At 57.2% G+C, this 13,132-nt stretch carries 8 protein-coding genes, 2 tRNA genes and 1 rRNA gene; 1 reads left to right on the top strand and 10 read right to left on the bottom strand.

The genetic code is table 11. The annotated features are described in order from the left end of the window. Positions 1-238: 238 nt before the first annotated feature. From rrf to dnaA, 10 genes are all read right to left on the bottom strand, one after another. Positions 239-355 (bottom strand): 5S ribosomal RNA (rrf, locus tag HMPREF2842_RS07100). A gap of 3 nt (positions 356-358) precedes the next feature. Further along, positions 359-431, bottom strand: a tRNA-Ala gene (locus HMPREF2842_RS07105). A gap of 144 nt (positions 432-575) precedes the next feature. Next, positions 576-649 (bottom strand) — tRNA-Ile (locus HMPREF2842_RS07110). Between the two features lie 199 nt (positions 650-848). Next, complete coding sequence (locus HMPREF2842_RS07115; protein ID WP_005504108.1) at positions 849-1,445, bottom strand: DUF3566 domain-containing protein; 597 nt, start codon at positions 1,443-1,445, stop codon at positions 849-851. Beyond that, on the bottom strand, positions 1,445-4,075 hold the full coding sequence (gyrA, locus tag HMPREF2842_RS07120) for a DNA gyrase subunit A (protein WP_070643779.1): 2,631 nt from the start codon (positions 4,073-4,075) through the stop codon (positions 1,445-1,447). Before gyrA ends, HMPREF2842_RS07115 begins: the two co-directional genes overlap by 1 nt. 79 nt (positions 4,076-4,154) lie before the next feature. Then, a complete protein-coding gene (gene gyrB, locus HMPREF2842_RS07125) occupies positions 4,155-6,191 on the bottom strand; it encodes a DNA topoisomerase (ATP-hydrolyzing) subunit B (protein WP_070643784.1) in 2,037 nt (678 codons plus the stop codon). 445 nt (positions 6,192-6,636) lie between these two features. Next, positions 6,637-7,332, bottom strand: coding sequence for a DciA family protein (locus tag HMPREF2842_RS07130; protein WP_070598866.1), 696 nt, complete (start codon positions 7,330-7,332; stop codon positions 6,637-6,639). Further along, complete coding sequence (recF, locus tag HMPREF2842_RS07135) at positions 7,325-8,566, bottom strand: DNA replication/repair protein RecF (protein ID WP_070598864.1); 1,242 nt, start codon at positions 8,564-8,566, stop codon at positions 7,325-7,327. Before recF ends, HMPREF2842_RS07130 begins: the two co-directional genes overlap by 8 nt. 190 nt (positions 8,567-8,756) lie before the next feature. Next, on the bottom strand, positions 8,757-9,881 hold the full coding sequence (gene dnaN, locus HMPREF2842_RS07140) for a DNA polymerase III subunit beta (RefSeq protein ID WP_049327445.1): 1,125 nt from the start codon (positions 9,879-9,881) through the stop codon (positions 8,757-8,759). An 800-nt stretch (positions 9,882-10,681) separates the two neighbouring features. Further along, the gene (gene dnaA, locus HMPREF2842_RS07145; RefSeq protein WP_070643790.1) at positions 10,682-12,379 is read right to left on the bottom strand and encodes a chromosomal replication initiator protein DnaA; all 1,698 of its coding nucleotides are present in this window, start codon (positions 12,377-12,379) and stop codon (positions 10,682-10,684) included. Between the two features lie 569 nt (positions 12,380-12,948). Here dnaA and rpmH point away from each other — a divergent pair. Continuing rightward, on the top strand, positions 12,949-13,086 hold the full coding sequence (rpmH, locus tag HMPREF2842_RS07150) for a 50S ribosomal protein L34 (RefSeq protein ID WP_005504094.1): 138 nt from the start codon (positions 12,949-12,951) through the stop codon (positions 13,084-13,086). Positions 13,087-13,132 lie beyond the last annotated feature (46 nt).

Here is a 13,132-nt window from a genome sequence, read left to right on the forward strand (position 1 = left end):
TGGGTTTTTGCGGCACTGGGGTTACAGTACTGGGGTTTCGGCGGCGCAAGTTCTCTGCGGTAGCTGGTTTTCTATAGCGGCGCACGCTTGAGCGTCGAGAAGGAACAGCCCCAGCTGCCAATTCGTAGCGCGCACAATACGCCAGCTTCACGAGGCGCCCATGCCGAATCTGCCACTCGCATCAGCGAATACAATAAAAGACCCCGTATCTTTCGATACGGGGTCTTCTTTAAAAATAAACCGGCGATGACCTACTCTCCCACACCCACAAAAGTGCAGTACCATCGGCGCGAAGAGTCTTAGCTTCTGGGTTCGGAATGGAACCAGGCGTTTCCCTCTTGCTATAATCACCGGAAAGTGGAGGCGAGGGGACTCGAACCCCTAACCCTCTGCTTGCAAAGCAGATGCGCTACCAATTGCGCCACGCCCCCGTCTCAGCGGAAACCACTGTTTAGTTATTTTTCCAAGCCTTTACGACTTCATTGCTCTGATACTTTTTCAGAACCATCACAGTGACACACGAAAGAACAGCAAGAATCAATAATTTCTTCATTATTGCCTTTCATAGTGTGGAGTGGGCGTACCAAGAATCGAACTTGGGACCTCTTCGTTATCAGCGAAGCGCTCTAACCGTCTGAGCTATACGCCCTCCCTCTGCGGAATTTCTTCCGTAGAACGAGATATAACTATACAGGTGTTTGCAGGCAACACCAAATCGAAAAAGCATGTTCTGCATCACACTTTAATATTGGGGGGTTCCCGAGCATACAGAGCGGGGCATGCAGAACGGGCGGCACCGCCTCCACCAGAGACAGCACCGCCCGCACACAAAGCTCAAAAGCTACAAACTAGGACTCATCGCTCAGAGTCAAGGTCACGCCACCAACCAGCTTCGCAGCCAGGTTGTACAGAATCGCGCCAATCATACCCAGCAGAGTAAAGACCACAGTGTTGACCACAGCAAAAATAGTAGTCACCAAAGCAACCTGACCCAGCGAAATCATCTGCGAAATATCCACAGTGGTCGAACCGGTACCCAGCGAGCTAATCAGCTGGTTCACACCGGTAAACGCGCCAGAAGCCTGCAGGAACAGCCAGAGAATCACCGAAGCCACGACGGTCACGATACCCAGGGCAATAGACAGCAGGAAGATTAGCTTAGCAACCGACCACGTATCAACCTTCTGAACCACCAGACGCGCGCGACGAATCTTCGAACGCGGCGCCGGACGCACCAACTGACGGCGTGAACCGGTCGGACGCTTAGCGTTTACAGGGCGCTTGCCGGCAGGACGCTTAGCGGTACCGCCAGGACGAGCCTGGCCCGAACGCGACTGAGCCGGGCGACGCGCGCCAGCCTTAGCCGCGCCCGAAGACTTAGATGCGCCAGCCGACGCCGAACGCTGTGCCGACGCAGGAGAGGAGCTCGCGGGAGTGCTGCTCATTAGTTACCTCCAGTAGCGGTGAGATCGGCAGCCGCCGCTTCACCCTCGTTGTCCGTACCGGGCGCCTCAGAAGACTCCGAAGCCTCGGTGTTCTCAGTGGTTTCATCGTCGCTATCATCCAGCTGACGATCCTGGTTGCGTGCAACACCAATAATAGAATCGCCCTTACCGGGCTTTGCAAAGATAACACCCATAGTATCGCGTCCCTTCGCAGGAACCTCATTCACGTTAGAACGAACGACCTTGCCGCTGGCCATAACCACCAGCACCTCGTCCTCTTCGTCCACGATGAGGCCACCCACCAGGGCGCCACGATCCTCAACTAGCTTAGCAACCTTAATGCCGAAACCGTTACGGCCCTGCACGCGGTACTCATCCACGCTCGTACGCTTCGCGTAACCACCCTCAGTGACCACGAAGACGAAGGAGCCCTCAGTAACCACATTCGCAGAAATCAGCTCATCGTCCTCACGGAACTTCATACCGGTCACACCGGAAGTCGAACGACCCATCGGGCGCAACGATGCATCATCAGCATGGAAGCGCAACGACATACCGTTACGCGACACCAGCAGAATATCGTCCTTATCCGAAACGGTGAACGCCGAAACAACCTCATCGCCCTCACGCAGGTTAATCGCAATCAGGCCGGCAGTACGGTTCGTATCGTAATCGCTCAGACGGCTCTTCTTCACCATACCGCCGCGAGTAGCAAGCACCAGGTACTCAGCATCCTCATAGCTCTTCAGCTCCATGACCTGAGCAATATGCTCACCGCCCTGGAACTCCAGCAGGTTAGCAATGTGCTGACCCTTGGCGTCACGACCAGCTTCCTGCAGCTCGTAACCCTTCGCACGGTACACGCGACCCAGGTTCGTGAAGAACAGAATCCAGCTGTGTGTAGTGGTCACAAAGAAGTGCTCCACCACGTCATCACCGCGCAGCGAGGCACCCTTAATACCCTTACCGCCGCGGTGCTGGCTACGGTACTGATCGCTACGGGTGCGCTTAATGTAGCCACCGCGAGTAATCGTCACCACGACCTCTTCCTCAGGGATGAGGTCTTCCATGGACATGTCGCCGTTGTAGCCGTACATAATCTGGGTGCGACGCTCATCGCCGTAGCGGTTCACAATCTCACCCAGCTCCTCAGAGATAATCTCGCGCTGGCGAGTCTCCGAAGCAATAATCGCGTTGTACTCAGCGATCATGCGCATCAGCTCATCGTGACGATCCTGAATCTTCTGACGCTCCAAAGCAGCCAAACGACGCAGCTGCATGTTTAGAATTGCCTGAGCCTGAGCCTCATCAATCTGCAGGAACTCCATCAGGCCGCTACGCGCCTCATCAGCGGTGGGGGAGCGGCGAATCAGAGCAATAACCTCATCCAGAGCATCCAGAGCCTTCAGCAGGCCACGCAGGATGTGCGCCTCTTCCTCCGCCTGACGCAGACGGTAACGGGTACGACGAACGATAACGTCCATCTGGTGATCCACCCAGTGACGCACAAACGCATCCAGGGACAGGGTACGCGGCACGCCATCCACAATGGCGAGCATATTCGCGGAGAAGTTCTCCTGCAGCTGGGTGTGCTTGTACAGGTTGTTCAGCACAACCTTCGGGGAAGCATCACGCTTGAGAACAATCACCAGACGCTGACCGGTACGACCCGAAGTCTCATCGCGCAAATCCGCAATGCCGGTGACCTTACCGTCCTTGATGAGCTCAGCAATCTTAATCGCCAGGTTATCCGGGTTCGCCTGGTACGGCAGCTCGGTCACCACAAGGCAGGTGCGACCGTGGATTTCTTCCACGTTGACCACCGCGCGCATGGTGATAGAGCCGCGGCCAGTACGGTACGCATCCTCAATGCCCTTGGTGCCCAGAATCTGCGCACCGGTCGGGAAGTCAGGGCCCTTAATGCGCGCCATCAGAGCGTTCAACAGCTCCTCATTGGTGGCGTGCGGGTTCTTCAGGAACCACTCCACACCCTCAGCAACCTCACGCAGGTTATGCGGCGGAATATTGGTCGCCATACCCACAGCAATACCCGAAGAACCGTTGACCAGCAGGTTCGGGATGCGCGCGGGCAAAACGGTCGGTTCCAGGGACTTGCCGTCGTAGTTGGGCTGGAAATCAACGGTGTCTTCGTTGATGTCACGCACCATCTCAAGGGCAATGGGAGCCATCTTGGTCTCGGTGTATCGAGGCGCTGCAGCACCGTCGTTACCGGGGGAGCCGAAGTTACCCTGACCCAGAGCCAGCGGGTAACGCATAATCCAGCTCTGAATCAAACGCACCAGGGTATAGTAGATAGCGCTATCGCAGTGGGGGTGGAACTGACCCATCACATCGCCAACCACGCGGGCGCACTTATTGAAGGATCGGTCCGGGCGGTAGCCGCCGTCGTACATCGCGTAGATTACGCGGCGGTGCACGGGCTTGAGGCCGTCACGCACATCCGGCAGGGCGCGGCCAATAATAACCGCCATTGCGTAGTCCAGGTAGGAACGCTGCATTTCAGTCTGCAGGTCCACCTGTTCAATGTGACCGTGGTGGTCTACGCTTTCAGCGCCACCGTTGCTGACTACGTCAACCTCAGCGGATTTATTCTGCTGTTCTTCGCTCATTACTTTCTCATTCCTCAATGACTCGCTCGGCTATATAGCTCATTTGACATATTCCATACGGGACATATGTCGTTTCATGCTAGATATCGAGGAATCGAATGTCCTTTGCGTTCTGCTGGATAAACTCACGGCGAGCCTCAACGTCCTCGCCCATCAGAACAGAGAAGATCTGGTCAGCCGCTGCTGCATCTTCCATCTTCACCTGTAGCAGGGTGCGGCGAGCCGGATCCATGGTGGTATCCCACAGCTCGGTGTAGTCCATCTCGCCCAGACCCTTGTAACGCTGAATACCGTTATCCTTGGGCAGGCGCAGGTTCTTCGCAGCACCACGAGCCAGAGCCTCATCACGCTCAGCGTCCGAGTACACGTAGTCGTGCGGAGCGTTCGACCACTTGATGCGGTACAGCGGCGGCTGAGCCAGATACACGTAGCCAGCCTCAATCAGCGGACGCATGAAGCGGAAGAGCAGAGTCAGCAACAGAGTCGTAATGTGCTGGCCGTCAACGTCCGCATCCGCCATCAGAACGATTTTGTGGTAGCGTGCCTTCTCAATATCGAAGTCATCACCGATGCCGGTACCAAAAGCGGTAATCATCGCCTGAATTTCAGCGTTGGACAGGGCACGGTCCAGGCGAGCGCGCTCAACGTTCAGGATCTTACCGCGTAGCGGCAGAATAGCCTGAGTGTTCGGGTTGCGACCCTGAACAGCCGAACCACCCGCGGAGTCACCCTCCACCAGGTAAATCTCAGAGATCGACGGGTCCTTCGAGGAGCAGTCCTTGAGCTTACCGGGCATGGAGCTGGTCTCCAGCAGGCCCTTACGGCGGGTCGTCTCGCGTGCCTTACGAGCTGCAATACGCGCCTGAGCGGCAGTGATTGCGCGGCGCACAATATCCTTCGCCACCGCGGGGTTACGACCGAACCAGTCGCCAAGGTGGTCGTTCACCTCACGCTGGGTGAAGGACTTAGCCTCCGAGTTACCCAGCTTGGTCTTGGTCTGGCCCTCGAACTGCGGCTCAGAAATCTTAATCGAAATCACCGCGGTCAGGCCCTCACGCACGTCTTCACCGGTGAGGTTATCGTCCTTATCGCGCAGCAGCTTGTTCTCACGCGCGTAACGGTTCACCAACGAGGTCAGAGCGGCACGGAAACCCTCTTCGTGGGTACCGCCCTCGTGGGTGTTAATCGTGTTCGCGTACGAGTAGACGGATTCCTTGTAGGCGCCGGTCCACTGCATCGCCACTTCCAGGCTCATATTGCGCTCAGTGTCTTCGGCTTCGAAGGAGACAATCTCCTCGTTCACGATGGTCTTCGCGCCTGCGTTGAGGAAGTGTACGTAGTCGAACAGACCGTTGTCGTAACGGTAGGTGACAGTCGTGAAACCCTCAGCGTTCGCGCGCACGCGGTTGAGGATGTTTTCCTTCTTCTCGCTCTCTTCAGCAACCTCGTCACCGACGAACTTCTCGCGCTCATCGGTCAGAGTGATGGTCAGACCCTTGTTCAGGAATGCCATCTGCTGGAAACGCGCACGCAGAGTCTCAAAGTCGAACTCGACGGTCTCAAAAATCTCCGGGTCCGGGTAGAACGTCTGAATCGTGCCGGTCTTATCGGAGGGCTCACCGCGATGCAGGGGACCGTCGGGCACGCCACCGTTGGAGAAGGAAATATGCCATGCGTAGCCCTGGCGGTGCACCTCGGTAATCACGCGGGTCGATAGGGCGTTCACTACGGAGATACCCACGCCGTGCAGACCACCGGAGACCGAGTAGCCGCCGCCGCCGAACTTACCGCCAGCGTGCAGCACGGTCATGACAACCTCAACGGTGGACTTGTGCTCGGTGGGGTGCTCATCCACGGGGATACCGCGGCCGTCGTCCTTCACGCGGACGGAGCCGTCAGCCTGAATGGTCACGTCAATTTCGGAGGCGTAGCCGGCGAGCGCCTCATCGACCGAGTTATCTACAACCTCGTAGACCAGGTGGTGCAGACCGCGCTCAGTGGTCGAGCCAATGTACATGCCGGGGCGCTTACGAACCGCTTCCAGACCTTCCAGCACGGTAATATCGGATGCACCGTATTCATGCGGCTGTTCAGATGCATTCTGTTCAGATGCCACGAGGCAGAACTCCTTGAGTAGATGATGCAACCGGCGAAGAAGAACTGCGGGCAGCTCAGAGGGGAGCCTAGAACGCCTCACGAAGGGCACCAGATGGCGCCTGCACAACCCGCGTTGCCGGTGATGCCCATAGGTGGGCACACTTTACGCATTGTCTCTTTTATTTTACCGAGCAAGAGAGCATAAAACCATCTACATACGTCACATATTGAGCTTTTTTGGGCGCCACCACCCGCTCAAAAGCCCGCAAAGGCGCGGTTTAGAGTGTTTCAACCCCCTTTTGAGATAGGGGGTACGGTTCACCACTTCGTGGAGGTTGCCGGCGATTCTAAAGCTTTCATAGCGTGCAGAAAATCATGAGGTGCAGAAAAGGGGCACGTTTCATACAACGCCCCCAATGTCTCAGTTTCCCGCCGTGGCAATGCGACGCAGCGACGCGATGCGCCTACCCGTAGGTATCGCGCACACCGCGCATGCCGGTGGCGCGCCGATAGCCTCGCTGACTCCAGCGACCGTTATTCGGGCCCAACACGCGGACCTGAGCTACGACACCCTCGCCCAGTTCCCTGCGGAAAAGTTCGATAAGGTGCCCATGCATCAGACGCAGCTGCGTGGTCCAGGCGGTAGAGTCGCACTGGACTTCAACGATGGAGTTTTCGAAGCTGATCGGGCGGGTATGCGCGGCGATTTCGGGGCCCACAAGCTCAGCCCAACGCGCCAGCACGCTAGAGACCGCCACGGGCTCTTTCCAGCCGCGAGAGCGAATCAGGGCACTAACGATGCCACCGAGGGGTTTAGGGTCGCGAGAGCTCTCTCCGGGGCCGCTATAGCCACCCATGACGCGGGGATCCCAGCCCTGCGCTCGCCGCGATTTCTTCTTCGAGGCGGCACCGGACATGACCGCCCCAAAATCACGCATGATTTTATTCGCCGAGAAGACATTCAGGGGCGCCTCGCCGCGTTCTTGAGCCGCCACTCGCATGCGGGTTAGCAGGGCGGAGGGGGCGTCCACCTCGTCACGGTAGAACTCATCCACGCCGTCAACCTCGTGCGGGTTTTGAGGCTCCGCAAACTGCGATTCCGCGAACTCATCGAATGTTTCACGTGAAACATGGTTTTGAGGGTGGACGGGGCTACTCATCGCCGCCACCTTCCGCGAGCGCAGAAACGGTCGAGTTCGACTGCCCCACAGAGTCAGTGACAGAGTCGCCGGCGGGTTGCACATACTCGGCGTGCCCCGCCGTCACCGACACCAGGCGGTAGTCGCCCAGCTCCTCCGGAATATCGCTAAGTACTGCGCAGGTAATCAGCACCTGCTCCGCGTTGGCGACCATCGCACCCAGGCGGTGGCGGCGCGCAGAATCAAGCTCCGCAAACACATCATCAAGAATCAGAATCGGCGAAGAACCCACCGAGGAGTCATCCTCAACATGCACAAACCAGGACGCCAACTTCAGAGCCAGAGCAAAAGACCAGCTCTCGCCGTGCGAGGCAAAATGCTTCACCGGCATGCCACCGAGCAGCAGGGTAATATCCTCACGGTGCGGACCCACCAGGGTCACGCCACGCTCAATCTCGTCGCGTCGGCGCTCCGTAAAACCACGCATCAAAGCCTCCTTGAGATCCTCAATGCGCATCAGTGCCGCATGCTCGATTGAGCGCTCGCCCATGCTCGAAAAAACAGTCGACTCATAGTTGAAACCAACCTCTTTAGAGCCGTCTGTCAGCCCCGTGTAGGCGCGGCGAAGCTGCGGCAAAAAACGCTGTAACAGACGAAAACGCGCTGAAAGCAGCTGAGCACCCAGGGTCGACAGCTGCTCATCCCATACCGAGAGCGTGCTCAAGGCGTTCTCGTCCCGAGCCTTACGCTGCATGGATTTCAGCAACGAATTACGTTGCCGCAAAATCCGCTCATACTCGCTACGGTACCCGGAAACCACCGGACGCAAAGAGCTCGCCAAATCGTCCACAAAACGACGACGCCCCGCAGGGTCCCCCTTCACCAGTTGCAGATCCTCCGGGGAAAACAGCACCGTGCGGGCAATACCCAGGGCTTCCTTGGCACGCACCGGCGCGGCACGATTAATGCGCACCCGGTTACTCTGCCCCGGAGCAATCTCAAACTCGGTCACCGTCTGCTGCGAACCGCGCACCGTACGGGTACGGATATAGGCGCGCGAAGCACCCGCCCGCACCAGCGGTCCGTCATGGCTCACACGGTGCGAAGACAGCGACGCCGCATAGTCGATCGCCTCAACAATATTGGTTTTACCCACACCGTTCGACCCCAGAAACACCGTAACTCCCGCCGAAAGAGGCAGGCTCAGCAGAGCGTACGTGCGGTAATCCAACAACGAAATATGGTCGATATACACCGGAGCAGCTCCTTTCACGGGGTTTCACATACGGGGTCGCAGGGGTTTACAGCGCCAGCAGGCGGGCACAGCGCGCGGGCAAAAATACTGTGGTTTTTCCGCACGGATGAGCGCAGAAAAAACAGCGCAACCCCGCACATACCCACGATGCATAGGGCACCGAAAGACGTGCGGGGTAGCGACGCTGAAACTAGTTCGACGGCAGGCGAACCGGCATCAGCAGGTAACGGTAGTTGCGGTCATCCTCAGCCAGAGGCTCATCCTGACCGGAAATTACGGCAGGCTTCGGCGCATCGGTGAAGGAGAAACGAACGAACTCGGTACCAAAAACCTTCAAACCATCCGAGAGGTAGGCGGGGTTGTACGCAACGGTGATGTCATCACCGGACAGGTGCGCCTGCAGAGTCTCGGATGCCTGAGCCTCATCACCGCGGCCGGCATCAATAGCAACCGAACCCTGAGTGAACTTCAGACGCAGGGGAGTGTTGCGTTCCGCCACGAGGGAGATACGGCGAGCAGCCTCAGCCAGGTCGGAGGTGCGAACCACCGCGTGAATCGGGGTCTGTTCGGGGAACAGCGCACGGATGTTGGGGTAGTCGCCGTCCATCAGAACGCTGGTGGTGCGGCGGGTACCCGCTGCGAAGCCGATCAGCTCACCCGCTGCGGGCAGGGCGATAGACAGATCGCCGGAACCGGAGAGGGTGCTACCGACCTCAGAGACGGTCTTAGCCTTCAGCAGCACAGCCGCCTGAACGTCAGGGTTGGTCGGGTTCCACTTGATTTCGCGCATTGCCAGGCGGTAGCGGTCGGTGGCGAGCAGGGTCATGGTATCGCCATTGATTTCTACGCGGATACCGGTCAGCAGCGGCAGGGTCTCATCCTTGGACACCGCAATCTGAACCTGCTTGACGGCTTCAGCGAATTCGGCGCCGTCCACGGTACCGGAAATTTCGGGAAGCTCGGGAAGCTCGGGGTAGTCCACGACCGGCATGCCAGCGAGCTGGAAGTTAGCGGAACGGCAGTGAATACGAATCACGGACTCATCTGCGGTGAACTCGACGGGTGCGTTCGGTAGGGAGCGGCAAATTTCTGCCAGGATCTTGCCGGGAACCAGGCACACGCCTTCTGCTTCAACATCGGCTGCAATGACCTGGCGGGCGCTGGTCTCGTGATCGAAGCTTGCGATGCTGACCTCACCTGCGGAGGCGGTAATCAGCAGACCGTTGAGTACGGGGGAAGTGGGACGCAGCGGAAGTGAGCGTGCCGTCCAGCCGACTGCTTCGGCAAGGACATCGCGTTCAACGGTGAATTTCATCGAGAAGGCGCCTTTCACGGAATTAGAGAGTAGTTTTTGGGCGCACGTAAAGCTTTGGGCGATAGAGCCGGAAATACCGCGTGCTCTGATGCGCAGTGAATCTTCCGCGCGCGCGTCTATCCATCCTACCGGATTTTGTAATTACACAGAGACTCGAAAGTCGATCCCGCAGCGAAAAATCGGGTGAGATGAGGCATGCAGAGCCGCTGTATTTTTGTAATTACAAAGATAGGCGGAAGGTGTAGTAAATCCAGTCGAAAACAGGTTCGAATTAGGTAATGGTTCGATGTTGGTTTCTTCTTCAAACCCAACCTTCACATCCAACCTAAGAGATAGCGTGCAGCCATCGATCCAAATCCGCGAAAATCTACGTTTTCAGTAGGGGCGCACAGAAAAACCTGAACCGGCTCGGTCGGTTGAGCAGAGCTACTTGTTATGGGGAGGATTTTTTCTTTAAGTACAGTAGTATTGTTAACGCTTGTGGAAACGGTGGAAAACCCCTTCCTTGCCTGCAATGACGCGGAAGTAGCCTGTGGACATTAAGTGGAAGAATCCACTCAGTGCTGAGGATGCATTGTGCATGGATATTTATACATTTCCTCAATTCCACACCTTTTGAATATTCATGCACTTAACGTCCACATGAACGCATGAGTTAAAGCACAGCTTATCCACACCCCGAAAATCCAGCGTTGAGAGTCGCTAAAGTCCTTGAATCCAGCGTGAAGCCCCCGCCCCAAAGCCTATAAAACACCTAGTCGAGGCATAAAATAAGCTACGGGACAGGAATAAAAGCGCATCTAGCCAGCGGCGCGCTGCTCCTGGCGGATCAAATTCGTCAGCTCAGTAACCTGATTGAAAATCGTCTGACGCTCCGCCATTTGCGCACTCACCTTACGCACCGCGTGCATCACCGTTGTATGGTCGCGGCCGCCCAAATCGTTACCAATACGCGGCAGGGACATCTCGGTCAGCTCACGCAGAAGATACATCGCCACCTGGCGCGCATTCGTGAGCGTACGGGTGCGAGACTTCGACTGCATATCCTCAATGGACACATCAAAATACTTCGCCACCGTCGCCAAAACCAGCGCCGACGTAATCTCCGCACCACCGGTATCAGAGAGCAAATCCTTCAGATAGGTCTCAGCCTCAGCCAGGGTAATAGGCTCCGGCGGCTTCTTCATCGAGGCGGCAGCGCTCGCACGAATCAGAGCGCCCTCCAACTCGCGAATATTGGCCGTGACATGGGAAGCAATGTACTCCATGACGTCATCGCGCACCGGCAAAATCTCGTTCTGAGCCTTCTTCCGCAGAATCGCGATACGAGTCTCCAGCTCCGGAGGCTGCACATCCACGTTCAGGCCCGAACCGAAACGCGAACGCATACGCTCAGCGAAACCGGTCAGCTGCTTCGGCGGCAAATCAGAGGTAATCACGATCTGCTTCTGGTGGTTGTACAGGGCGTTAAACGTATGGAAGAACTCCTCCATCGTCGCCTCTTTACCCGCCAAAAACTGGATATCGTCAATCAGAAGAACGTCAACATTGCGGTAAATCTGCTTGAACGACGACCCCTCATCGTCACGGATCGAGTTAATGAAGTCATTCGTGAACTCCTCAGAATTCACGTAGCGCACCCGCAAATTCGGGTACAGATACTTGGTGTAATGGCCAATCGCGTGCAGCAGGTGGGTCTTACCCAGACCCGAACCGCCGTAGATGAACAGCGGGTTATAGACAATGCCGGGCTGCTCCGCCACCGCGAAAGCGCTCGCGTGCGCAAAGCGGTTGGACTGACCAATCACGAAGGTGTCGAAGGTATAGTTCGGGTTCAGTCGGGCAGAGCTATCCCAAGTCGGCGCGTTTTCCGGGTCTTCATGCGGATGCACCTGCTGGGCCTCCGGTACCGCCGGGGCGTCCGGAACGAAAGTGGGTGCCGGGTACTCGCGAGGCGCCGGCGCACCCGCAACAGGAGCAGTCGACTGCTGCGCGGAGGGGAATCCGGCACGCTCCGCCTCCAAAGCCTGCAGGGAGGGGCGGGTGACCTGCTCATCGGCGGGCACCTCGTAGTGGTCAGGACCCGGATGCGGCTCGGTGTAGTACTCAAAAGCACGCGAACCGGCGGGCACCTCAGGATGTGCAGAAGCCGTCGGGACCGAAGGGGTGGGCTGGTGCTCGACAGGCACCTCACGCTCACCATGGAAAACGTCTTGACTTGCAGGTTCAACCGGAATCATCGACTCATTCACATCGAAAAGCGCGGTAGTCGACGGGCCAAATGCCTCGTGCAGAGCCGCACGGAACGACGCACTGATCTGCTCCTCAAAGACCGCACGGGTGAGCTTATTCGGCACCTCAATGATGAGGCGAGAAGAACCCATCAATCCCTGAGGCTGCGCAAGATTCACGAAACCGCGCTGACGTGCCGTCACCGCCGGATCGGCGGCAAGAATGGAGAGCAGATGCGCCCAGCGCGCCTGAAGGGAGTCGGTCATGGAATTCTTTACTTTCACTCGATGTGAAGCGGTGGTGCAGTAAAGAAATCATGCCGGAAACCACCGCGAGGTCATTAAGATTCTACCCGCTTAATACACAGGGGGAGAAAGTTATCCACAAGAGTTTTCCACACGGTGGAAAACTTGTAATTACAGAGGTGGATAAGCGGTGGATTTAAGTGCATAACAGGTCTTCTTCCCTGATATTTAGCGGAAAACTCCAAAAGCTCAAGGGTGTGGATAACTCGCTGATAGTAGGAAGTATGGGTGGGATATGCACCGTGGTGGATACCGTGCTGCCGCAAATATCCCCAGGCTTACACTCCAAGAACACGTAGTGTCTCCACAGCCTGTACACCCGCCGCGATCACCGCCTCCGCACCACAAACGAGCCCGGAATCACGCGGAAAAAAGCGTTAAGAACTTGATTTACGCCCTCCACTCTTCTAAAGTTGTGCTGTTGTGTGTGCACCGCCTACTGCGAATAGTCGCGGTACCTCCGTGCACCAAGAAGCGTACGGTTCCGATACCCGTGAGGGCACGAACCGCAAAAATCAAGGAGACAAAGTATGAGCAAGCGTACTTTCCAGCCGAACAACCGCCGTCGCGCTAAGAAGCACGGCTTCCGTCTGCGTATGCGTACCCGTGCAGGCCGCGCGATTCTGTCGAGCCGCCGCGGTAAGGGCCGCGCAAAGCTCTCGGCCTAATCACGGCATATAGTTCGCCCGCCGATGCACACGCATCGGCGGGGGG

Origin of the sequence: Rothia sp. HMSC069C10 (genome assembly GCF_001812205.1) — a bacterium.
Lineage (GTDB): Bacteria > Actinomycetota > Actinomycetes > Actinomycetales > Micrococcaceae > Rothia > Rothia mucilaginosa.

What these genes read in the sequence shown, in the direction of transcription:
- dnaN (WP_049327445.1), bottom strand. Translation starts at nt 9,881, where the DNA reads ATGAAATTCACCGTTGAACGCGATGTCCTTGCCGAAGCAGTCGGCTGG.
- dnaA (WP_070643790.1), bottom strand. Translation starts at nt 12,379, where the DNA reads ATGACCGACTCCCTTCAGGCGCGCTGGGCGCATCTGCTCTCCATTCTT.
- rpmH (WP_005504094.1), top strand. Translation starts at nt 12,949, where the DNA reads ATGAGCAAGCGTACTTTCCAGCCGAACAACCGCCGTCGCGCTAAGAAG.
- HMPREF2842_RS07115 (WP_005504108.1), bottom strand. Translation starts at nt 1,445, where the DNA reads ATGAGCAGCACTCCCGCGAGCTCCTCTCCTGCGTCGGCACAGCGTTCG.
- gyrA (WP_070643779.1), bottom strand. Translation starts at nt 4,075, where the DNA reads ATGAGCGAAGAACAGCAGAATAAATCCGCTGAGGTTGACGTAGTCAGC.
- HMPREF2842_RS07130 (WP_070598866.1), bottom strand. Translation starts at nt 7,332, where the DNA reads ATGAGTAGCCCCGTCCACCCTCAAAACCATGTTTCACGTGAAACATTC.